This is a genomic window from Prosthecobacter algae, from assembly GCF_039542385.1.
GTDB lineage: Bacteria > Verrucomicrobiota > Verrucomicrobiia > Verrucomicrobiales > Verrucomicrobiaceae > Prosthecobacter > Prosthecobacter algae.
This window is the reverse complement of record NZ_BAABIA010000001.1, coordinates 474,786-496,881: the sequence shown is the minus strand read 5'-3', so window position 1 is coordinate 496,881 and position 22,096 is coordinate 474,786. Positions and strand designations below refer to the sequence as shown.

Annotated in this window: 16 protein-coding genes; 2 read left to right on the top strand and 14 right to left on the bottom strand. The window is 59.0% G+C overall.

Going from position 1 to position 22,096, the window contains the following annotated elements; translation table 11 throughout:
• The first annotated feature begins 37 nt into the window (after window positions 1-37).
• Entirely contained in the window at window positions 38-5,623 is a 5,586-nt protein-coding gene (locus ABEB25_RS01915) for a LamG-like jellyroll fold domain-containing protein (RefSeq protein ID WP_345734689.1), read from the top strand.
• Between the two features lie 107 nt (window positions 5,624-5,730).
• Entirely contained in the window at window positions 5,731-6,429 is a 699-nt protein-coding gene (locus tag ABEB25_RS01910; protein WP_345734688.1) for a metallophosphoesterase, read from the top strand.
• A 19-nt stretch (window positions 6,430-6,448) separates the two neighbouring features.
• Here ABEB25_RS01910 and ABEB25_RS01905 read toward each other — a convergent pair whose 3' ends face one another.
• The 14 genes from ABEB25_RS01905 to ABEB25_RS01840 all read right to left on the bottom strand — a co-directional run bounded on the left by ABEB25_RS01905 (window position 6,449) and on the right by ABEB25_RS01840 (window position 22,081).
• Complete coding sequence (locus ABEB25_RS01905) at window positions 6,449-8,725, bottom strand: O-antigen ligase family protein (RefSeq protein ID WP_345734687.1); 2,277 nt, start codon at window positions 8,723-8,725, stop codon at window positions 6,449-6,451.
• Between the two features lie 248 nt (window positions 8,726-8,973).
• Window positions 8,974-10,446, bottom strand: a complete 1,473-nt coding sequence (locus ABEB25_RS01900; RefSeq protein ID WP_345734686.1) for an MraY family glycosyltransferase — start codon at window positions 10,444-10,446, stop codon at window positions 8,974-8,976.
• Between the two features lie 4 nt (window positions 10,447-10,450).
• Complete coding sequence (locus ABEB25_RS01895; protein ID WP_345734685.1) at window positions 10,451-11,665, bottom strand: glycosyltransferase family 4 protein; 1,215 nt, start codon at window positions 11,663-11,665, stop codon at window positions 10,451-10,453.
• A 4-nt stretch (window positions 11,666-11,669) separates the two neighbouring features.
• A complete protein-coding gene (locus tag ABEB25_RS01890; RefSeq protein ID WP_345734684.1) occupies window positions 11,670-12,407 on the bottom strand; it encodes a glycosyltransferase in 738 nt (245 codons plus the stop codon).
• The gene (locus ABEB25_RS01885; protein ID WP_345734683.1) at window positions 12,407-13,246 is read right to left on the bottom strand and encodes a glycosyltransferase family 2 protein; all 840 of its coding nucleotides are present in this window, start codon (window positions 13,244-13,246) and stop codon (window positions 12,407-12,409) included. The genes ABEB25_RS01890 and ABEB25_RS01885 overlap by 1 nt, the downstream gene beginning before the upstream one ends.
• A complete protein-coding gene (locus ABEB25_RS01880; protein ID WP_345734682.1) occupies window positions 13,246-13,899 on the bottom strand; it encodes a class I SAM-dependent methyltransferase in 654 nt (217 codons plus the stop codon). Before ABEB25_RS01880 ends, ABEB25_RS01885 begins: the two co-directional genes overlap by 1 nt.
• The gene (locus tag ABEB25_RS01875; RefSeq protein ID WP_425571956.1) at window positions 13,896-14,462 is read right to left on the bottom strand and encodes a WcaF family extracellular polysaccharide biosynthesis acetyltransferase; all 567 of its coding nucleotides are present in this window, start codon (window positions 14,460-14,462) and stop codon (window positions 13,896-13,898) included. The genes ABEB25_RS01880 and ABEB25_RS01875 overlap by 4 nt, the downstream gene beginning before the upstream one ends.
• Before the next feature lie 80 nt (window positions 14,463-14,542).
• A complete protein-coding gene (locus ABEB25_RS01870; RefSeq protein ID WP_345734680.1) occupies window positions 14,543-15,715 on the bottom strand; it encodes a glycosyltransferase in 1,173 nt (390 codons plus the stop codon).
• A gap of 14 nt (window positions 15,716-15,729) precedes the next feature.
• Window positions 15,730-16,947, bottom strand: coding sequence for a glycosyltransferase (locus tag ABEB25_RS01865; protein ID WP_345734679.1), 1,218 nt, complete (start codon window positions 16,945-16,947; stop codon window positions 15,730-15,732).
• Window positions 16,944-18,257 (bottom strand): hypothetical protein, encoded by a 1,314-nt coding sequence (locus ABEB25_RS01860; RefSeq protein WP_345734678.1) that lies wholly within the window; start codon window positions 18,255-18,257, stop codon window positions 16,944-16,946. The genes ABEB25_RS01865 and ABEB25_RS01860 overlap by 4 nt, the downstream gene beginning before the upstream one ends.
• On the bottom strand, window positions 18,251-19,357 hold the full coding sequence (locus tag ABEB25_RS01855; RefSeq protein ID WP_345734677.1) for a glycosyltransferase: 1,107 nt from the start codon (window positions 19,355-19,357) through the stop codon (window positions 18,251-18,253). The genes ABEB25_RS01860 and ABEB25_RS01855 overlap by 7 nt, the downstream gene beginning before the upstream one ends.
• A 54-nt stretch (window positions 19,358-19,411) precedes the next feature.
• Entirely contained in the window at window positions 19,412-20,539 is a 1,128-nt protein-coding gene (locus ABEB25_RS01850) for a glycosyltransferase family protein (protein ID WP_345734676.1), read from the bottom strand.
• 12 nt (window positions 20,540-20,551) lie between these two features.
• On the bottom strand, window positions 20,552-21,241 hold the full coding sequence (locus ABEB25_RS01845; RefSeq protein WP_345734675.1) for a class I SAM-dependent methyltransferase: 690 nt from the start codon (window positions 21,239-21,241) through the stop codon (window positions 20,552-20,554).
• Window positions 21,242-21,268: 27 nt separating this feature from the next.
• Entirely contained in the window at window positions 21,269-22,081 is an 813-nt protein-coding gene (locus ABEB25_RS01840; RefSeq protein ID WP_345734674.1) for an FkbM family methyltransferase, read from the bottom strand.
• Window positions 22,082-22,096 lie beyond the last annotated feature (15 nt).

The following is a 22,096-nucleotide window of genomic DNA, read 5'->3' as shown; positions in this document are numbered from 1 at the left end:
ATAGATCCATGGGTGTCAGCCAACCCGACACCCAACCATGATTCGCTCCCTTGTTACCCGCGGAGTTCTCGCCCTGGCGTCTGCCGCCGCCCTTCAGGCCCAGGTGCCTGTTCCCCAGTCCACCTACACCACCGGCCAGCTTTACGTGCCGTTGCGAACGTTCACCTCACTGGAGATCGGCATCACTCCCACCTATGCCCTCATGCACAAGGGGCACCTGGTCATCGCAGGCGGGCGCAGCGGTGCCGCCGATCCGACAGGCTACGCACGGCTCACCACCTGGCGGCTTTCACAGGCAGCCTCCCCCGCCGTGGTGAATCCCAGTGTGGTCGGAACCCACCTGAATGACAACATCTTCAAAAGTCACAACATGGGTTTCTCAGGGGACCTCACCCAGGTTCGTGCCGGGAAATTTGCCATCTATAACATCAGCAACCCGGCAGCCCCTTCTGTGACTGTCCAGGGTTCCGGAGGCAAATCGTCCAGCCACTCTTCCTGCTGGGCCGGCAAGTACCTCTACACCGGCGGCGAAGGCTACGGCACCGCCAGCGGCTGGATCGACATCTTCAATGTCAGCAATCCCGCCGCCCCCACCCTGGTCCGCTCCGTAGACATTCCCACCCTTACCGGCTTTCGCTGCGCCTCGGTGTATGTGCTGGGCAATGTCCTCGTCGTCTCCGCCAGCCTAACCAATGGTATCGCCACCTTTGACCTGAGCGACCCCACCAACCCACTCCTCATCAGCGTCTATCGGGGCGATACCGGGGCCAACACCTACACCTCCTACCTCAGCGGTCATCGCCTTTACGGCGGCGGCCAAGCAGGCGGCCTCTACATCTACGACATCCAGAATCCGGAAAACATCCAGCTTGTGGATCAGGTGACCACCCTCGGCGGTGCCCCTCGTTACCCGGTCGTGCAGGATGAATTTGTCCATCTGGGCAATGTCGGCAACGGACGCTACCAGAAAATCCGTGTGGATACCGTCCCGGCACAGATCGTGGCCAATGTCGCCCTCCCAGGTCGCATTGAGGCGGGCAGCCCCACGCCCAAGCCTGAGGTGGCCATCCCCATCGGCAACCTCGTCTTCATCGGATGTGTCAACGGCTCCAACACCGGCACTTCCGTGGACAATTCCGCCGGGTGGATCCTGCCGCATGATACCGTGCCCGATACACGTGCCCCTGAAGTGAATGCCGTGCGCCCCCTGGATGGCGAAACCAGCGTAGCCACCACCAGCATGATCGGCGTCTCCTTCACCGACCAACTGGACACCCCCTCCATCGGCAGCAGCAGCATCATCGTCCGTCCCTTCGGCGGCAGCGCGATCTCCGGCACGTACTCAAACATGGGCGGCATTGTCAATTTCACCCCTGCCTCAGCTCTCGCTTCCAACACCACCTATGAGATCGTAGTGGCCTTAGGTGGAGTCAAAGACACCCAGGGAAATGCCGTTTCAGCCGAGCGCGTGTTCCGCTTTTCCACCGGAGCCAGCGTGGATACCACAGGTGCCGGCCTAGTGCTGCACTATCCGCTGAATGAAACCTCTGGAACCGTAGCCGAAGATGTGGCCGGCAGCAATGACGGCACTCTAACTAACTTTGCTCCAAATCCATGGACCCCAGGCCTAGTGGGCCGCAGCGCCGTGGCCTTGGACGGCACGGACGACCACATCACCACCGCCAGCCTGGACGTGGGCAACACCTTTTCCTTCAGCACCTGGGCACGCGTGAATTCTGGGAACACCGGGCTGCAAACCCTCGCAGGCAATTGCGCTGGCGGCTTTGCCACCGCCGGATTCAAGCTTTTCGTCTATGGCTCCGCCCATGCCACCACGGCCGGGCGCATTCAGTTAGAAACAGGCAATGGCACTCTGGGCAATGCCGCAACCACAGCCATCGGCGTCATGCCTTTTGACCAATGGGTGCACATCGGCCTCACCGTGAACCGCAGCACCGGCACTGCCCGCATCTATGTGAATGGAACCGACCGCACGACGGATAGCAGCATCACCACGGACTTCACCACCAGCGCCGTTTTGGCCCTGGGGCGCATGGGCAGCGGACCCTACTACATGGGCGGCCATCTGGACGACTTCCGGCTGTATAACCGGGTGCTCAATGCGGCAGACTTTGACCAGTTGCGCAGCCTTTGTGAAAATCCCGTGGCCCATTGGCGGGTGAACAGCTCCAACGCCAGCTCGGCACCCAACGGTGCCGCGCTCACCCTCAGCAGCACTGGGGCCACCTACAACACCACCGATTCAGCCGAAGGCTCCGCCTCACTCAGCCTGGATGGCAGCAGCGGATATGCCACAGCCCCGGCCAGTGACCTGGGCAACAGCTTTGCCGTGGCCACCTGGGTGCGTGTCGCCTCCGGCACCAACACACTGGAAACCATCACCTCGAACTCCAACTCCGGGCTCAACACCGCAGGCTGGAGGCTCTATGCGACCGGCTCCACCCACACCACCCCAGGCCGCCTCATTCTGGAAACGGGCAATGGCACCAACGGCACCCAGGTGCAGACCGCCAGCAATGTGCTGCCTTACAATGCGTGGACGCACGTCACGCTCATGATCGACCGCACCCGCGGCCTTTCCCGCATCTATGTCAATGGCATAGACCGCACACCCGCCGGGACGGCCCGCACCGACTTCACCACCACCGGAGTCCTGCAACTCGGCCGCACCGCCAATGGCAGCAGCCTGCTCAATGGCCAGCTCGATGACTTCCGCATCCATCCCCGCTGGCTCACCGAGACGGAGATCCGGGTGCTGGCCATCAGCAAACTCCTGGCCCATTGGCGCTTCGACAGCAGCGGCAATGACGAATCCGGATTTGCCCGCAATGCCACCCTGCTCAATGGCGCAGGCTATGCCTCCGACCACGCCCGCGGCACCGAGTCGCTGAATCTCGACGGCATTGCCAATGGCCTGGACGACCATGCCACCGCAGCCGCCCTGGACCTTGGGAACCAGTTCAGTATTTCCCTCTGGGCCAAGGTCACCAGTTCAGCCCTAGGCTCCCGCACCCTGCTTTCCAATGCCGCTGGTGGCAGCATGGGCAACGGCTTCCGCTTCTTCATCAACACCTGGGCGACAGCCGATGGTCGGCTGCTTTTTGAAACTGGCAATGGCACATTGGGCGACTCCGCCTCCAGCGCCACTGGTGCTTTCCCCTTCAATCAATGGAACCATCTGGCCGTGGTGGTGAACCGCAGCGCAGGCACTGCCAGCATCTACTGCAACCGCCGACTCGTCAGCACGGACAGCACCATCCGCACGGACTTTGCCAACAACCTCGCCCTCTACATCGGCAGGCTCGTCACCAGCGGCAACTTCCACGGCCAGATAGATGACCTGCGGCTGTATAACAAACTCCTTAGCAACTCCGACATCGGGGCCTTGGGAGAGGGCAGTCCCAATGCCACGCCCGTCCTCAGTACGCTGGCCTCCACCGCAAGCGCCACCACCACCGGTACCGCCGTCACCTTCACTGCCACCGCGAGTGATCCGAATGTCGGCACCGAGCTCTTTTACCGCTATGACTTTGGCGATGGCACCAGCACCTCCTGGACCACCAATCCCGCCGTGGGCCACACCTACAGCACGCCAGGCCGCTATGTGGTGACCGTCTTTGTCAGCGATGGCAGTGCCGACGTCAGCACCACGATGACCCAGATCATCTACAATGCGCCTACCGCATCGCCTCCCTCCATCTCAGCAGAAATGGCCTATGACACCAGCCGGAACAAGGTCTGGGTCGTGGTGCCAGATGGCAATGACCACGACAACAATGCCGGCACCCCGGCGCAGGGGATCGTTGTTCGCTTTGATGCCGTCACTCGCACCGTCAACAACCGCATCAACCTCGGTGCCAACAGCGAGCCCGTGGCCTTGGCCATGCGCCCCGGCAATGCCGAAGTGTGGGTGGCTAACAAACAGGCTGGCAACGTCAGCATCATCAATGCGGACACCGGAGCCCTCCTCACCACCCTCAACACAGGTCGCGGCTCCTTGCCTGTGGGCGTGGCCTTTGCTCCTGATGGCACCGCCGCCTTCATCGCCTGTGAAGGCCTGGAAGGCGTGCTGAAATACAACCCCGCCACTCGTGCCCAGACAGGTGCCGTGGACACGGGCGCCGCACCACGGGGGATCGCCGTCACCGCCGACTCCACCCGTGTCCTCGTCAGCCGCTTCCGCTCCCCTGACAACCGAGGCGAAGTTTGGGAATACACCCCGGCCTCCATCGTGCTCACCGGCAATGCCACCCCCGTGCGCACCTTTGCCATCAACCGCGACACCACCACCGTGGATGCCCCCAATGCCGCTCGCGGCGTGGCCAACTACCTGTCCCAGGTCGTCATCTCCCCGGATGGGCTCAAAGCCTGGATCAATGCCAAAAAGGACAACATCTCCCGAGGTGAATCCACCGTGCGGGATGGCAATCCGCTGAACCACGAAAACACCGTCCGTTCATTGATCGCCCAGCTCAGCCTAACCACCAATGCCGAATTGACCGCCAACCGTATCGACGTTGATAACACCGGCCTCACCGTGGCGAGCTGCTTCTCCCCCCGGGGAGATCTCCTCTTCGCCGCCGCCATCGGCAACGAGCAGGTGGTAGTGATCGATGCCAACTCACGCAACACCTTGCCTGCCATCTCAACGGCGACTGGCACCCAGGTCCTCGGTTATGGCCCCAGCGGGCTCTGCACCAGCCCGGATGGCACCCGGCTGTATGTGCACAACTTCCTGGAACGCAAAGTGCGTGTCTTTAGCATCACCGCGCTCACCGCCGGCACTGGCTCCGGGACCACGCTCGAAGGTTCGGTGGATCTCACCACCACAGAACCTCTCACCGCCACCGTGCTTCAGGGGAAAAAGCTCTTCTACAACTCCGAAGACACCCGTCTGGCCTCCGAAGGCTACATCTCCTGCGCTTCCTGCCATCTCGGCGGTGACCAGGACGGCCGCGTGTGGGACCTCACCCAGTTTGGCGAAGGCCTGCGCAACACCATTGATCTGCGCGGTCACGCCGGCATGGGCCATGGAGCCCTGCATTGGAGCGCCAACTTCAATGAAGTGCAGGATTTTGAGAACCAGATCCGCGAGCTGAGCGGCGGCTCCGGCCTGATCAATGGGGCCGTGAATCCCCCACTTGGCACCACCAATGCAGGCCTGAGCACAGACCTGGATGCCCTCGCCGCCTATGTCACTTCCCTGAACACCTTCCACGTCAGCCCTTACCGGAATCAGGATGGTAGCTTCACCACGGGGGCAGTGGCCGGGGCGGCCCACTTCACCAGCAAAGGCTGCGCCACCTGCCACACCGGTACGCCGATGACAGACAGCAACGCCACCACCTTCCCCCTGCACAATGTGGGCACCCAAAACACCTCCAGCGGGCAGCGCATCTTCGGCACCCTGACGGGTCTCGATACGCCGACACTGAGGGCCGTGTGGAGCACGCCGCCTTACCTGCATCGAGGGCAGGCTGCCACGCTGGATGTCATCTTCAACACGACCAACGCACCCGGCACCACCAACCACGCTCGCTTCCGTGAGTTGACCGCCCCTCAACAGGCCGAACTTCTCGACTACCTCGAAGAGCTGGAATAATCATCGTCCCTCACGCCACAGCCCGGACTGGTCACCTCAGTCCGGGCTGTTTTCTTTACCGCCGCAATCTCCAGTTTCAGAGGCTTCATTCGGACGTATCAATGGGCGTGACCGCTGCCCCTCCACCTGCCATCACCGCTGAAATCGCGCCCGGCATCCTGCTGGATTCGCGGCGCGCATTGGTGCATCAGACTCAGGGTTGGATGGCCGTGGCAGATCTCCACTACGGCTACGAAGTCCACCGCAGCCGTCAGGGGGCCCTCTTACCCAACTGGGGCATGGGCCAGTGCCGTGCCACCCTACTCGCTTTGATTCACGATCACCGCCCGGAGAGGCTAATCATCGTCGGCGATATCATGGACGGCAGCGGATCCGTCGCCCAAACCGGAGCTTTTCTGGACAACCTCCGCACCTATGTGCCGGATCTAATCCTCATCGAAGGAAACCATGATCGCTCAGGCCTCAAAAAAGGCTGGAATCTGCAAAAGGCTCATCGTGAACAGGACATCCTTTTCCATCACGGCCATCACGGCATAGCTCCGCCATTATTGGTCGAGGACCTGTTTGCCACCCACCCGCAGGTGACTCTTGTCACCGGTCACGAGCACCCGGCAGTCTCTCTGCGGGATGGGGCTGGCTTTAAGCTGAAGCTGCCCGCCTTTGTTCAGCAGCGAATCCGCCCCGAGATGCAGAACTGGATTCTACCCGCCTTTTCCCCCTGGGCCTCTGGCGGCGAGTACACTTCTGAATATGAACCTCTGGCCACCTGGGCCTGTGCACCCGCCAGAGTTTGGCGACTCGCCTGAAATCCGCCCGCAAGGCATCTCAACCCTCAGGGTTGGTCAGCATGACCTGCTCCATCAGTTCCCAGGCACGTCTCATCTCAAGGAGGTCTGCGTAAATGGAGGCCAGTTCCAGCTTCATGTAGGCAGGGGATTCCGGCAGGGCCACCACCTTCTCCGCCGTCGCCTTGGCCGCGCTGGCATCCCCGGCAGCACGCTGAGCATAAAACAGCTCAATGCCTGGACGTGCGTCCGTAGGATTAAATACAAAGGCTTTTTCCAGCCTCACCAGATCGATCGCCCTGGAGGTGGCGGGCCTGTCAGGGCGTTTCAGGTACTTGGCCGCCAGCAGTACAGCTTCCTTATACCGGCCTTCGCGTGCATAGGTCTGCGCCACCACCCGCCACCCATAGGCCATCAGTCGGGGATGCTCCAGCATCCATTTGACCAAGGCCACCGGGTCTCCCTTGTCATGCCAGAGTTTAAAAAAGATCTGCAATTGCTCAGGCTCCAGCATCTCCAGTTTGGCATGCTCCGCCAAGAACTTGGCCAGATACGCCTCCCACTCAGCCCCTCGCTCGGTCGCTTTCAGGAAGATGATCTGCATTTCAGGGCTGTCGGCCATGGCCCACAGAGGCGGCCTCAGCTCTGGATAGAGCCCCGTGCGGCTCAGCATGCCATCGTAGGCCCCGTTCAGGGCCGATGACTCACGGGGGTGCCGTCGCAGGCATTCGCGCCAGGGAATGATGGCCATCTCCGGGGCAAATGGCAGCCAGTAATCGCCCTCTTCAAAACACGTGCTCGCATAGTGAGGTTCCAGTGTCCGCGAGCGCCCAAAGTCCAGCAGCGCCCGTTCAGGCCGCTGCCTCAATTGCAGCAGCAACTGCGCCCGAAAATAGTAAAGCTCGTAATTTAGGGGAGCCAGCCAAATGGCACGGTCCACCAGCGCCAAGGCTTCACGATAACGACCTTGCTGCGTTTCGCCAACCGCCTGCTCCCGCAGAACGGGCACTGTGGTAGGAAGATTGGGCGACCACCGGGCTGAAGCAATACCTAGCCACATGATCCCCAGGGCAATGATGCCAACGCCTGCACTACGAAAGCAAACTTGCTCAAGCCCACCCGTGGCCGTCTTCAGCCGCCGGGGCCGGATCGCCAGTCCCAGCAGCAGGGCTGTATGCATCCCATACGCCACCCCATGGTTGGGAACATCAAAGATCGAATGCACCAGCGCCATGCCTGCACCAATCGCCGCAGTCTGGCGCCAGCGCCTGGCAGAGCGCTCATGCGACTTCTGTTCCCCTCCCCCTTTTTTCCAGGGACCGGAAGAGTTCAACAGCCAAACCAGCAACAGCCCGCACGGCACCAACGCCAGCAGCCCGCCCTCAAAGACCAGCAGCAGGACATCACTCTCCGGGTGCAAAAAACGCACGTCCGAAACGTCCAGATCCGAAACGATCGGAAAAATCGTGCTGAAGGTGTCAAAGCCACGGCCTATCCATGGCCGCTCCACCATCAGCGACAAGGTTTCCCGCGCAAGGTCTATGCGCATGGAGGAGGTCAGCACCGACACCTTCTCCTCCTTCACCAGGCTTCTCAGTCGTTCCCCCAGCTTGCCGGTGGAAACCAGCGCCACAGAGAACACAGCCAGGAGAATGGCTACCCCCACCACGACCTTGCGGAAGAACCCTTGTTTCATCGCGGCCGTGGTGATCCAGGCCACCATACCTGCGAAAAAAATCAGCAGGCCACCCCGCGATGTATTCATGAAAATAGCCCCTAAAGGCAGGAAAAAAAGCACCGCAAAAATCCACCCCAGATATGACTTCCGCCGGTAAGTGTCATAAGTCGCCGCAGCACATAGGATGCAGCTAATCGCATTCAGGCTGGAGGTATGATTGCGATTGGCGAACGGGCCAAAGCTGCCTCCATAGGCATCCTGAGGCCACCATGAAAACGGATGCATGGACTTGTCTATCCACGACGCCGCAGCCACGAGCGCACCACCCGCAGCCAGGGTGTAAAGGCACCACCGCCTCCCATCATCCGAAATCTTCTGCCCCAGGCAGGTCCACAGCCATACCACCCCGGCAGCCACCACCAGCCACGATTCAAAACTCGCACGCGGATCGGGTGAAATGGTGCTAGCCACCGGGATCCCCCAAGACTCCCGCAACATCTCCCTCCACGTGGAATGAATGCCAAACCAGGAACTCGGTAGCAACCCCACCAGAGGTACCAGGCCAAACACCACCAAACTCAGCGTAGCGACCGTGGGCAGGCGAAATCCAGGTGGGGCCAAAAACACAGCGGCACCCATCAGGCAACAAACAGCCCCCAGAGACCACGTCCCCGATCCGGATCCGAGCAAGAACGAAGCCGTCACCACCAGCGCCAGCAACACACCTCGCCAGCCTGCGACGGCCTCATCCGGTCCGCGGCTTTCGGAAGAAACCCTTCTCCTCTTGAATATTTTAACCTTTTCGGGAGGCAACTCTGTCTCAGGGTGGCTTGAGCTGGGCTGGTTCAACGACATCAGATTAAAAAGGTGGAGCAAGGAGCGCAGGCTTAACGCACTTCAGGCACTTCGGTGTTTTCATTCAGCACGGGCAGGCCCTGCCATCTCTCCAGGCAGCGTTCCAGCACCGTCACCAGTTCCTCGGCCCGGCGCTGCCACTCATCCTCATCATACAGACCGGCCGGCCGACGAACCAGCAAAGAGCGGCCTTCGCTTAGCGAGATCTTCAAAGGCATCCCGCCAGGGACTTCCTCAGGCAGGAACCCCATCCAGCGCATCCGATGCTTGAACAGACTTTCAAACTCCTTCAGGCTTCCGCACATTTCGATGTCAAAATCCAGCACCCGCGCATGGGCCCGCGCATGCTCCAGGCGGTGCCTGCGCTCCATCGCAATGTCGATCTGTTGCCTCAGATTGGACCAGCTCCGCACATAGCCCAGGTAACGCGCCGCACCGATCGCCAGCAAAAACAGCACTGCACCCGCCACTGGCAGGGCCACGCCTTTCGTCAGCAGGATGCTGATGCCCACCAAGCTCAGCACCACGCAGACCGAATACATCGCCACCAGCGCACGCCCCTTGCTGTAGCCCAGAAGAATCAAACGGTGGTGGATGTGCTCCGCATCCGCGCGGAAAATCGGCACGCCACGGATGGAACGGCGCAGAATCGCAAACGCCGTGTCCAAAATGGGCACTCCCAGGGCAATCACAATCACCAGCAACGCCGCGATGATGGAACCTTTGTTCGAGCATTTCAGTGACACGGAAGCCACAAAAAAGCCGATCAGATAGGCCCCTCCATCCCCCAGGAAAATCTTCGCGGGAGGAAAGTTGAAAAACAGGAATCCTGAAAGCGCACCCGCCATCACGATGGATACAATCATCACATCGGAAAAGCCGGAAATATAACCCACGAAGGCCAGGGTCAGGGACAGGAACAACCCAAAGCCACCCGCCAGACCATCCATCCCATCAATGAGGTTGATGACGTTCGGGATGGCCACCAGCCAGAGCAACGTCAAGGGCAGGCTCCACCAGCCAAGCACCACGCCACCCGATCCGAACGGATTGCTCAGCACATCAATGGACAAACCAAACGAGTAAAGGATCAGCGCGGCACCAATCTGCCCCACTAATTTCACCCTCGCTCCCAGCGGCTTCAGATCATCCACCAGCCCGACGGAAAACATCAGCGAATTGCAGAGGATCAAAGGCAGCCACCCGTCAAAGGCCACACCGCGGAACCAAAAAGCCGCCCCGATGCCCAGGATCAACACCAAATAAATCGGTGCCCCGCCCAGTCGAGATACGGGCCGCTCATGCAATTTCCGGCGGCCATCCGGCTTGTCCATTCCCAGCCTTCCTTGCCGCTTTACGACCATCAAGGTCCCCACCCAGCTCAGTGCCAAAGCACCGAGAAAGAAGGTCAGCATTTCATGCCAGCTAAAAAGCTGGGGTCGCAGCGGGCCTACAAATTCAGAGGCTTCTGCAGCTAAAGCCAGCATGGCGGTTCGCGAATCCATCAGATCACTTTTCTTGGCAGGCCCCTTCAATCACGCGAATCAGCCTGGAACGCAAGACTTCCATCGCAAATTCCCGGGCCAATTGCCTAGCCTCAGGCATCTCATGACGGCTGCCAGATGCCACCGCCTCCCTCAGGCAGTTCACCACCGCACTCACTTCCCCTGCACCTGCACAATAGCTGGCATGGGCGGGCAGTCGGCTGGCGAGATCTGTGAGGTGACTTTCCTCAGGCCCGATGGCCAAGAAGGGGATGCCCAGAGTCAGGATGTTGTAGATTTTGCAGGGATGCACGATGCCCACAAACGGTGCCCCAAGAACCACCACATGTAGATCGGCGGACGAGAGTGAACCCGCCAGTTTGGCCATCGGCTGGTAAGGTAACGTCGTGATGTTTCCCAGCCCGTGACGTTCGCGAAAGCCTTTGACCTTCTCAAACTCACTGCCCCCGCCTACGAAGAGAAAATGCAGATCTCCCTCACCTCGGAGTTCCTGCGCAGCCGTCAAGAGTGTGTCCAGGGGATGGCATGGGCTGTGGTTTCCAGAATACATCACCACAAATTTCCCCGACAGTCCGTGCTCAGCTCGGAAGGCTTCCCTACCCGCTTCATCATAACGAACCGCATCATCGTGGGACCACGGAGGATCGGTATGGATCACCGATGCCGGGACGCCCTTGGCCATCAGGCGTCCGGCCATAAAACGATCCAGCGCAATGATGCGCGCAGCATGCCGGAAACTCCATTTTTGAAGAAGCGTCATCACCCTTTCCATCACTCCACCTTGGCGCAGCCAGCCTGCGGCCACCGCCTCATCGGGATTCAGATCCATGATCCACGGCACCACCACCCCGCCTTTCAGCATTACCACCAAGGTTCCCAAGGTCGAAATCAGCGGCGGTGAAGTCAGGCACACCGTCACATCAAACCTCGGCAGCCGCAGCAGGATCAGGCTCGCGCTCAGCCAAAAGCCCGCGAAATTCACATAACGCCGCCACTTCGCACTCTTGCCCAGGCCCGGCGTCCAGATGCGGCGGATCTCGATGCCCTGCCAGGTTTCCTGGGCAGGATAGCGATTGAGAGGATTGTCATATCCCCGTGATGAAGCCACAACCGTCACCTCGTGCCCGGCGGCCTTCAGCCCCAGGGCAAGATCAGTCAGATGTTGCGCGGTCGCCACATGGTCGGGATAAAAGCATTGGTTTAGTAGCAGAATACGCATGGTCTCAGTTGGTCACCTTGCCCCTCCCTGCGCGGATGTTCCACACATCCTTTGCCATCCGCACGGAGTCGTGAATCAGGCTCACCTTACCACCCGGTATCTCTTGCCAATCGGTCGGCACCTCCTCGACCTCGCAGCCACTTTTCAGCAAAGCCACCAGCAGCTCCACATCAAAGGCGAAGCCCATGATCTGCAAAGAGCCCGCCACCTTCTCAAAAGCCGCTCGCGGCACCAACTTCAGGCCGCACTGGGAATCATACACCGGAATGCCCAGCATCTCCGACACCAGCGTGGCATAGATCCGACCTAACAAATGACGCTTCAATAACCTCTGCACCTTCCTCCCCAGCATTTTCACCCGCGAAGCAAACAAGGCCCGGTGCGGCTGCCCCTGAGCACGGGCCAGTTGCACCAGCCGCGACACCTCAGCCACCGGCGAGGCGCCGTCTGCATCTACAAAGGCCACCCAGCCCGCCTCTCCCGCCTGTGCCCACCCGGCATAGACGGCACCGCCCTTGCCCAGATTCTCCGCCAGCAGCAGTGGCTCCGCCAGACAAGCGTATTGCCGACGCCAGCCCGACAGTAGGGCCGTCATTTTGGCCTGCTCCTCATCGCCGGAGCCATCTTCCACCACCAGCACGCGAATGCCGCCCAGGCGGTCCATCTCGGCGCACAGCTCCGGCAGAAAGTGGCCGATGCGCGCACTTTCACGGAAGCAGGGAACGACAAGGAGCATTTCCATCAGGCAGGATTTCCGGTTCTTCGTATTTCTTGAATCTTCAGGCGGATCTCCTGAAAATAGCGCCGTTTCATCTGGGCAAAACGAAACCCATTCCGCCCATCCAGAAAGCCCTTCTTCAGCCACAAGGAAACAGCCCAGTAGAGCCAGGCCAGCCACCAGCGGTCCAGTGCCCGGTATTTAAACCGTTGCCGCCCGTTCAGTGCCGCCCAGGCATCGGGCCCGGCAGTTTCCAGCCACACATAGCGGTTGGCCTCCCAGGATGAATACTCATTGTGTTTCCCGAGGTAGCTTTTCAGCCCCCGGTAGTCCTGATGTTCCAGCCTGGTCTTCAGCTCGCCTGTGCTGCCTTGCAGCACAGGGTGCTCATGCACCTCCATGTCCAGTTTGCTCCAGGCATCTTCAGGAAAGCGTTCATACTCGCCCGCCCCGACCTTCAGTAGCGCCAACTTGTGAAACACATCCCCATGATGCAACGGCGCGCCCATGAACCAATTGGTAAACGAGATCCAAAATCCAACATGCGATGTTCCAGCCAACACCTCGCGGAGTTCCGCCACAAAGCCGTCGTTCATCCGCTCATCTGCATCCAGAAAGAGCACCCAGGGATGTTTGAAAGCATGGTTCCGCAGAGCCCAGTTTCGCTTCTTCGGAAACTGCCCGTTCCACTCAAAACTCAGCACCGTCGCACCCGCCTCCTGGGCCAGCTTCACGGTGTCGTCCGTGCTCCCGGAATCCACCACCACCACCTCATCAAAGTCGCTCAAGGCGGCAAGACAGGCAGGCAGATTCACGGCCTCGTTCTTGACCGGGATGCAAATGGAGACTGGCAGCGGCTTCATCACTTCTCCTGGTGGTCCTGGATTTTCTGCGCCACCACCATCATCGTCATGGCCAGCGCAGGCACCCGGCCCAGCCGACGAATCCTCAGCACTCGGAATCCCGCTTCTTCCAACAGACGTGTGATCGTTCTTGGGGACCAAAATTTGATGTGCCCATGATCCCACAGCGCCGTGAAATGCGTGTCCATCTTGCCAGTCAAGGCAAGCATCAGGTTCTTCCAATAACCATGATAGGGAGTGCTGAGAATGAAATGCCCACCGGGCTCCAAAAGATCATTTACCCGCCGCACCACCAGGCGTGGATCATAGACGTGCTCAATCACCTCCAGCGAATACACTGCGGGGAAACGGCCATACTTCGCAGCTAGATCATCGTAACCAGATCCCTCGGCCAACTTTAAATGAGGCCAAGCTCGCCCGGCCTTTTCAATGCCCGTAACGGAGGGATCACAGCCCAAAACTTCATAACCTGCGGCCGCCACAGCGGCAGTCACACTGCCATTGCCACACCCCAAATCAAAGACGGGCCGGGCCGAACCTCCGCCCGTTGTCTTCGCAAGCTCGTCCAGCAAGGCCGGCATCAGCAGTCCATGCATGTGCCCACACTCGCTATCGGCATAATTATAACCATCAATGCTGTTGTTCGAACTCATGATTCGGGTCCCTGACCATTTATTTCCCGGCGCTTCAAGATCTTCGCCGGATTGCCGCCCACCACCATCCATTCGGGCACATCTTTGACCACCACCGCGCGAGCCCCGACCACCGCCCCCTCCCCCACCTTCACGCCAGGGCCGACAAAAGCATCGGCACAGATCCAGGCCGATGATCCGACCGTGATCGGCAGCCTGATCAAAGGCATCGCCGCATCCCGGTAATCATGCGTTCCCGCACACAGGTGTACCCGCTGAGAGATCGTCACCCGCTCCCCGATAGTCACCTCACCCAGGTTATAAACCAGCGCCCACTCGCCGATGCAGGACCAGTCACCGATCTCCAGATTCCAGGGATAATAAATGAGTGCCGAAGGATAGATGTGCACCTCACGGCCCACCTTTGCGCCAAACAGCCGCAACAGCCAGGAGCGAAAGCCGAACAAAGGCCGGGGGCTGCACTGAAAGATCACACGCCCCACCGACCAAAGCAGGCGCAGCCCCATCTCACGACGGCTATACTTCGTCGAAGATCGGTTTTCACCTGTGGCAGGAATGTTCATATCATTCATTTGGTTAGACCCGCAGGCCATCACCCTTGACTCCATCAAACACGAGGCCGCACCTATTCTCCAAGTAGAATTTACCTTTGCACGCAGTCTGGGACTGCTCCGCCGTGCACCAGCCATTCATTCACTTGGTGCATCTGCTGCGCCACGCGCCCCCAGGTAAACTTGTCCCGGACAAGCTGCCGCCCCTTGGCCCCCATCTCAAGCCGATCAACGTCACTGGCCGCCAACAAAGTTCGGATTCCTACAGTCAGATCATCCGCCTCCAGCTTCGCCTCAATGGCAGCCCCCGCCGCAAAACCTTCAGGCAGGTTGCAGGCGGCAGTCATCACCACCGGCTTGCCGTGCGCCCAGGCATCCAGGATGACCATGGGCAGCCCTTCGCTGAGGCTGGGTAAAACAAAGGCTTCACTCGCCGCATACAGCCGGTCTTTCTCCTCCCCAAAACGAGGCCCCGTAAAAACCAGCGGTGCAGATCCCTTTGGCATCTGGCGCACATCCAGCCACGGCAGCGCAAGAGCATCCGCTTGTGATTTGAGTTCCTCCTCATGCCCCCCCTGGTCCCAGCCCGCCACAGCCAGCACCCAGCCCTCCAGGCCCCCTGCCCTGTAGAGATCCGCCCAGGCTTGGAGCAGTGGCAGCAGACCTTTCTTCGGATGTAGGCGCCCCAGATAAAGCAGCACTTTTTGTCCCTGCATCCAGGGTTCGCGTACAGATGCTGCCGAGGGCTCGGGTAGGTCCACCCCATTGGGAATGATGCAGACAGGATTCACCAGCCCCAGGGCACGGATGGATTCCAGTTCCGACTCACACAAAGCCCGCAGACAGGAGGCACGCTGCAAATGACGCCGCTCAAACAGGCGCAGCACCAGCCGTTTTTTCCAGGCTGAATTCTTCAGCGCCCAGGGATCCAGCATCCCATGCGGGTGGATGCATTCTGGCCGTCCGGCCCGCCGACTCCACCCGCCTGCAGCCGCCGAAGTGTAAGTCCACAAACCCTGCGTATGCACTACATCGGCATCAAAATGATGCAGGCCGGCACCTAGTGTCGGGGCATACCCCAAACGACGGTCAAACCGGCAGCGATGCAGCTCAGCCGCCGCAGGTGCCCAGGCTCCCATATCAGCCTGCGAATGACCATCCTCCACGCCAAAGACACGCACCTCCTCGCCCAGCCCGCACAGGCCCTGCGCCAGACGGCGTCCGGCATCAAACATCCCCCCCGCATTGCGGGAAATGGAGTCCATGACAAAGGCAGTTCTCACCGTGACATCAAAATTTTCAGAAGCACACGATCCACAAGCGAAGGCTTCTTCGCACCTGTCTTCAGGGCAGTGATGGCCGCCTGCCGCATCCCTTCCGCAAAGCGGGCCGGCCCCCAGTCAGCAATGATCCGCTCGCTCTCACGGCCCATCTGCCGCAGCTTATCTTCAGGCAGCGCCGCCATCCGCCCCATCACCGCCGTCATGCCTTGCACATCCTCAGGATCAAAGGTGAATCCGTTGATCCCCTCCTCCACCAGATCCTCGGCACAGCCGCATCGGTTGGAAACGAGCACCGGCAGACCACTCGCCATTGCCTCATTGACCACCAGGCCCCACTGCTCCGTCGTGCTCGCATGGATGAAGGCCGACGCCCGCGCATAGTAGCACGGCAGCTCCTCATACTGGAGGAACCCCGGCATGGAAACGAAAGGCCGCAGCCCCAGTTCATGCACTTGCTTTTCCACTTCCCCACGCAATTCACCATCGCCCAGCAATACCAGCCGCCAAGGCTTGGCATCACCGCAGACCTGACGGTAGGCAGCATAGGCCGTCAGCAGACGACTGATATTTTTCTTCGGGATAAACCGCGCACTGGCCAAAAAACAAGGCTCTTGAGATGAATCCAAAGAGCGTCGCAGGCGGGGGCCCTGCTCCGCAAACCAGGCATTGTCTACCGCATCATAACCCAGTGAAATTTGATCTTCCCCCATGCCTAGCAGCTTCAGATACCGGGCATGCAAAGTCCCCCCGGCCAGAGCCGCAGAATGACAATCGATGATCCGCCGCTTCACCCACTCCTTCCAGCCCACACGCACCTCGTCATGAGCACAGCTTTCAGACATCAATATCGTCGGCACTCCCTGCCTCAGGCACCAGCTCAGCGCCACCAGAGCTTCGCGTGAGGCCCACCCAGGAATCGCCACCACCTCAGGCTGGATCTCCTCCAGGGTCTTTTCGAGCACCCCTTGAAACTCACGCGCGGCCTCCGGACCTTCGCTTTTTGTGGGGGGCACCGAAACCAGGGGTAACACGCCCAGCCGGGCAGGCTCCCAGGCGTAGTCCCTGCTGCGCGGATGAAACTCCACCCCGACCACTTCCATCCCCTCCGCAGCCGCACGCAGGCGCGCTTGATGATAGGGACCAAAGTGATCAAATAATAAGGCTGCTTTCACGGCAAAAACGGAGGCTTCCTTCAAAAATCGGACGGGGCTCACACGCCCTGGCTTCCACGCACCGGCCTTTGCATGTATCGGCTGCCTCTTGGCGGTTGGGCTCTTGGCTCGGGTGCCCTCGCATACAGATAGGCCGCGCCCAGGAAGATAAGCTGATAAAAGACACCCGGAAGAAAGTCCACCGTCTGATGGGTGACCGACCGCATCGCCGAGGTGCAAATCATGATGTAAAACAACTGCGCAAACAAGGCGTGAGGATACAGCGCCGCCGTCCAGATGGAACGAAACAGCATCCCCACCCCGGCAAAGAACAGGCAGCCCAGCCAGCCAAACTGTTCATAGGAATCGGCCATGCCCGTTCGGGTCGAGCCTGCCGGGATTTCATAACGCCCCACCAGCTTTCCCACATACATCCTGTCCACCGTGGCACCGATCAACATCGCATCCTTTGCATCCTTCCCAATGACCTGCGCAGGGATGAAGCGGTAGACGATCTGATTCCAATATCCCGCCCCCAAGCCATACTTTCCTTCCATGCGCGTTGACTCGAGAATGGCTGCGGCGTTTCTCAGCTCAAGAATGGACTCCTGATTGATGAAGTTTTTGAAGTTCTGGACTATGTCCAAGCGGTTGATCCGACGCACTTCACCGGTCTGGACCAAGCTCCGATACGCCCCCGTGGCCGGAATCGCGAGAGTGGCAAACAACAGGGAACTGAAAATGATAATGCGGCTGGGAGCCTTCCGTTTGCTGAAGTAGGCCGTCATCGCAATCGAAAGAAAAAAGATCACGGCAGCCTCACGCCGCCCCGTATAAACTGACAGGATAGGCGAAAGAGAGCTGAGCAGCAGCCCAGCCAGACGCAAAGTAGTAAACTTCTGGCGTATTAATTGCAGGAACACTGCAAATCCCGGAAATGAGAGCCCCGCAAAGAACAGATAGATGGTCCCGACACCCGTCATGCCACCACGGCTACCAAACTGGATCTGCTGCATGGGGATAAGAACAATGGAGGCAATACCAACCAAAGTGAGCGCCAGTCCAACATGGAACATTCGAGTCGGGTCCGCTGGTTTGGAAATGAACCGAACCATGGTAAACGAGGGAGTGAGCTTATAGCCGAGAAAGCAGCAGACGATACAAAGGGTGCAGATCAGCAGTATATCACCTATCTCGCCGATTTTGACGCCCCCCGGAAAACGTATGAGCGAGTAAGCCTGAGGAAGAATGAAGACGGCAAAAACCGCCGCCATGAAATAGGGGTACTCGAAAATTCTCGCAGGTTTATTGGCCGCCAGAACCAGGGGAATGACCACCGCAATGATTAACAAATAGAACAAAAAATCTAGCATGATGGATGGCCGGTTAATATCTCCGAATATGTGTGAAGGATCTTATCCACAGATCGGTCCCAAGAAAAATTTTCACAAAGTGCTTCCCTGATCTCAGCAAATTTTGACGCTGGTTTCAAGAGCAACGACAAGGCAAGATTCCCCAAATCGACAGGGTCACGGAATTCCAGAATGGGAGCCTGGATAAACTTCATCAGATCATTGACGCCTCCCTCTGCCTTAAACCCGGCCACAGGCAACCCGCAGGCCGCAGCCTCCAGCACCACCAGCCCAAAAGGCTCATAAGAGGACGTCATCAAAAACACATCACTGGCATGATAACACGCTGTGGCAGGATTCAGCAGACCTGTAAAGTGGACCCGATCTGAGACTTTTAATTCGACTGCCAACTGGCGAAGACTGAGGTCATCCACACCAGTGCCCGCAATGAGGCCCCAGACATGCCCAGGCATCGCCGCCACCGTGCGGATAAAATCATCACACCGCTTCATCTCATTGTGCAGTCTGCCAACAAAACTAAAAACGGTGGCCTCTGAAGGGATGTCAAAACGCAAACGCGCAGCTTGCCGTTGCTCCTCAGTAGCTGGTGCAAAAACTTCTGTATCCACTCCATTCGGAATCACTTCAATCCTGTTTCCAGGATAGCCGCTGCGCCGCCAAGATTGCGCCGCATCTTCAGAAACACAAAAGAGATGATCATAGGTCCTGCGGTGGACATACCCTGCCAGCCGGTGTTTCCAATGCGCGGTGGGCAGCGGCGTACCTAGATGCCCGTGCCCGATGCACTTGCCGGCGGAGGCTGTCCGAGTGACCAAGTGTGTCCAGATCAAGCCGTCATGATGGTGAATGATGTCAGGTTTTTCCTCCTTCAGCAGACGGTAGAGATTCCAGGCAGCCGAGACGCGGTGGGAAGATGGCCCTTGCTGCAAATAGAGCGCCTTCCCTGCCAGCCCCTCGCCAAAGACTCCCGCACCGCCATAGGCAAAAACACATTTTGCATCCACTTGCCGGGCAACCTGTCGCTTGGCCAGTTCCACAGCCACTCGCACAGCACCACCACCGGCGGCATCATCCTGTTGGCAAATATGCAGGACCTTCATGATTCCAGATTTACCCCGGCGTTTTCGTCGCTGCCGATACAGCCACTGTTTAAATCACTGCCCATTCAGCAAGGACACTCCCATCGTCTTCAGCATCCGAGTTGCACGGTGGTCCCACGTTTCTAACTTTGCCGCCGCGATCTGCGCCGGAGAGAAATCCTCGGACGGGCGTTTCAACACCAATTCCACCCGTTCGCAGACTTCACGGGCAGTGTGCCCGATGCTGATCAAAGGTTCGAAACTGGCCATCTGTGCATTGAATGCAGTGCCCACCACAGGCTTACCAGAGGCGAGATGATCAAACAGGCGCATGGGAGAACAGGCACGGTTCAGAGGCGTATCCCGATATGGAATCAGCGCCACATCGAGAGCCTGCATCCATGCAGGCAACTCCCCATGCGGTCGTGGGCCGACGAAGACACATTTCGGATTTTGCCGCAGCCTCCGAAGTCCTTCGTCCTGACACGTTGGGTCCACCGGGCCCACCATCACCACACTGCCGACGGAAGGCAGACTGCAGCAGGCCTCGATCAAATCAAAATCCAGCCGCGAATTAATAGCCCCCACCACGCCCACCCAAGGGTGCCGGAGTGCTGGGAAAGCACGGTGCAAGGCAGCCCGCTGCTCGTCCGTGCTACGCTGCAAAAAGGTAGAATCCGTCGCATTGGGAGACACGCTGACACAACCTTCTTCCAGACCGTATTCAGAAACGGCCCGATCTGCGAGGGGTCGCGAAACAAAAAAACAGTGATCCACCCGTCGGGCCAGTTCGGCCTCCTTTTGCAAAATGGCCGTCCCTCCCCAGTCGGCATACTGGGCGTAGTCATCCGAGCAGTAATAGAAGGTCCGCATGTGCGGGGCTGTCCTTTTGACCAATTCCAAATAATGAGGCGAAGTGACGACTAGCCCCTGAATTTTTTCTCCTGACCTGCGGGCCTGCTGCTGGATCTTCCACCCCAGGTAGGGGGCGACGATACCGGCCAGCCGGGAGGCCCAGCCAGGCGGAAGCGTCAGAGGCAAGGTTGTCAGTTTCCTAGCCGTTTCAGGGGCAGGCTTCGCGTCCTTATTTCGCCAAGCCGCCACCACATCCTGCGGCATGAGGCCCAGGACCGGGGTGTGCAAAGAAAGCGCCTCGAAAGGTTTTCTCCGCCAAAGTGTGTTGATGTCGGCAACGGCGATCAATGAGCCATCCGTTCAAATTCGTTGCAGCACGACCAATCCATCCACATGAGCGAACAGGGCATATTCGCCGGATTGATGCAGCAGTTCCCAGACGGCCCGCTGCACTCCCGCAAAGCCGATGTTGTCCGTATCGTGGAAGGCCAGCAGACCGCCTCGCACAAGCTTGCGGCCCCAAATAAAGCCGTCAAAGGAGGCGTTCACATAGTCATGCACGGCATCAATGAAAACCATGGAAACCTTTGTGACCTCGCTGGATGCAGCGGCCTCACCCGAGGTCATGCGAAGGTGCCTCACGTGAGGCAAGCATCCCACTCTCTGCTGCATTTTTTCAAAGTCTGATTGGGCACCCCCGTAGCCGATGTAGGGATCCACCGCCACATAGTCACGCGTCGTGTGTGCAGCCAGAATGGAAGTCGTCACCCCACGGTAAACGCCAATCTCTACACGGGATGCTTCAAGCGTTTCCGTCACCAGCAAAGCCTGGATCAGCACCTGCATCTGCTGCGGGGTCACCGCCGTGTCAGCCGTTTCATAGGGCTGAAGATTCGGAATTTCCAAAGCCGGGAGCAGCCGAGGAATCGGGAACTGATCAAAGTTCCGGAATGCCGATTTCTCAGCGATTCGGGCTTTGGCCGTAAACCAGAGACGCGCAGGATTCAGCTTGGAATACCGCTTGAAAGAAAAGGGATCAACAGGGGTCATAGGCAGGAACGGGCAACAACAGGGACACTATTTGGCAGATGCGAATGAAACCATCACATCCGTCCGGCTTTGCAACTCACGCACAGGGATGTCCTGCCAGCGGCCCTCCGCCCAAACGAGGGTCTTGGCGGCGCATTCGGTAAAGATTTGATCAAGCTGAATGGCATCATCTCCAGGGGTCACCTCAATGATCATCTGCCGCACCTGACCAGATTTGAGAAGCGAGATCGCCCCTTTCATGACGGACACTTCATGCCCCTCGACGTCAATTTTCAGGAAAGCAATCGGGCCCGTCACTTTTTCGCGCCGCAGGAAATTTTCCAAAGTGACGCACTTCACCCGACTGTCTGGAGCATCAAGATCTGACTCAATCAAGCGCACCTGATTGAGGGTGCTATGGAGCTGGCGCTCGATCACCAGCTCCCCTTCATCAGCGGAAATCGCCGCCTGATGTGGGGCGATGTTCAAGCCATCTTCCCTGGCTAGGCCTGCATTGATCTTCAGCGCAGCAAAGGTGTCCGGCACGGGTTCAAAGGCAAACACGGTGCCGGTTGGCCCTGCGGCCCGGGCCATGATCATGGAAAAATAACCAATGTTCGCGCCGATGTCCACGCACACATCCCCGGCCCTCACAGAAGAGGCAATGACTGAGGTGACGTGGGACTCATGCACACCAGCAAGAAAGCCAAAGTAGTGAGGATCGCCAGGAATGAACAGCCGGGCTCCGGTAGGAATATCCACATACTGGTCCCCGCCAAAGAATCGCTCGTGGAATCTAGCCAGAGTAAACAGGCCATGTTTTCGGCTAAGGCCGAGAATGAACCGATAGAGACGCGGCAAGATCCGGAATCTGGG

Excerpts from the sequence above, each read along its gene's own strand:
- ABEB25_RS01905 (WP_345734687.1), bottom strand. The coding sequence starts at position 8,725 with ATGGGTGCCGCTGTGTTTTTGGCCCCACCTGGATTTCGCCTGCCCACG.
- ABEB25_RS01875 (WP_425571956.1), bottom strand. The coding sequence starts at position 14,462 with ATGAACATTCCTGCCACAGGTGAAAACCGATCTTCGACGAAGTATAGC.
- ABEB25_RS01885 (WP_345734683.1), bottom strand. The coding sequence starts at position 13,246 with ATGAAGCCGCTGCCAGTCTCCATTTGCATCCCGGTCAAGAACGAGGCC.
- ABEB25_RS01915 (WP_345734689.1), top strand. The coding sequence starts at position 38 with ATGATTCGCTCCCTTGTTACCCGCGGAGTTCTCGCCCTGGCGTCTGCC.
- ABEB25_RS01895 (WP_345734685.1), bottom strand. The coding sequence starts at position 11,665 with ATGCGTATTCTGCTACTAAACCAATGCTTTTATCCCGACCATGTGGCG.
- ABEB25_RS01845 (WP_345734675.1), bottom strand. The coding sequence starts at position 21,241 with ATGACCCCTGTTGATCCCTTTTCTTTCAAGCGGTATTCCAAGCTGAAT.
- ABEB25_RS01860 (WP_345734678.1), bottom strand. The coding sequence starts at position 18,257 with ATGCTAGATTTTTTGTTCTATTTGTTAATCATTGCGGTGGTCATTCCC.
- ABEB25_RS01880 (WP_345734682.1), bottom strand. The coding sequence starts at position 13,899 with ATGAGTTCGAACAACAGCATTGATGGTTATAATTATGCCGATAGCGAG.
- ABEB25_RS01855 (WP_345734677.1), bottom strand. The coding sequence starts at position 19,357 with ATGAAGGTCCTGCATATTTGCCAACAGGATGATGCCGCCGGTGGTGGT.
- ABEB25_RS01890 (WP_345734684.1), bottom strand. The coding sequence starts at position 12,407 with ATGGAAATGCTCCTTGTCGTTCCCTGCTTCCGTGAAAGTGCGCGCATC.
- ABEB25_RS01870 (WP_345734680.1), bottom strand. The coding sequence starts at position 15,715 with ATGGACTCCATTTCCCGCAATGCGGGGGGGATGTTTGATGCCGGACGC.
- ABEB25_RS01900 (WP_345734686.1), bottom strand. The coding sequence starts at position 10,446 with ATGGATTCGCGAACCGCCATGCTGGCTTTAGCTGCAGAAGCCTCTGAA.